Annotated in this window: 1 pseudogene; it reads right to left on the reverse strand. The window is 56.8% G+C overall.

The annotated features are described in order from the left end of the window. Window positions 1–206 (reverse strand): annotated as a pseudogene (locus OGY15_RS00215) (IS3 family transposase); the annotation flags it as partial.

Here is a 206-nt window from a genome sequence, read left to right on the forward strand (position 1 = left end):
GTTCTGCCTGTCTGCGAAGCAGCGCCCATACCCGACGATAACCATACGTGGGCAGCTCTCCGATAACATGGTGTATACGGAGAAGCACATCCGTATCATCAGTGTGACGACTGCGGCGGCCATCCATCCAGTCATCGGTTCGTCTGAGAATGACGTGCAACTGCGCACGCGACACCCGGAGACAACGGCTGACTAAGCTTACTCCC

The sequence above is a fragment of the Citrobacter sp. Cu231 genome (genome assembly GCF_030332265.1).
Lineage (GTDB): Bacteria > Pseudomonadota > Gammaproteobacteria > Enterobacterales > Enterobacteriaceae > Citrobacter > Citrobacter meridianamericanus.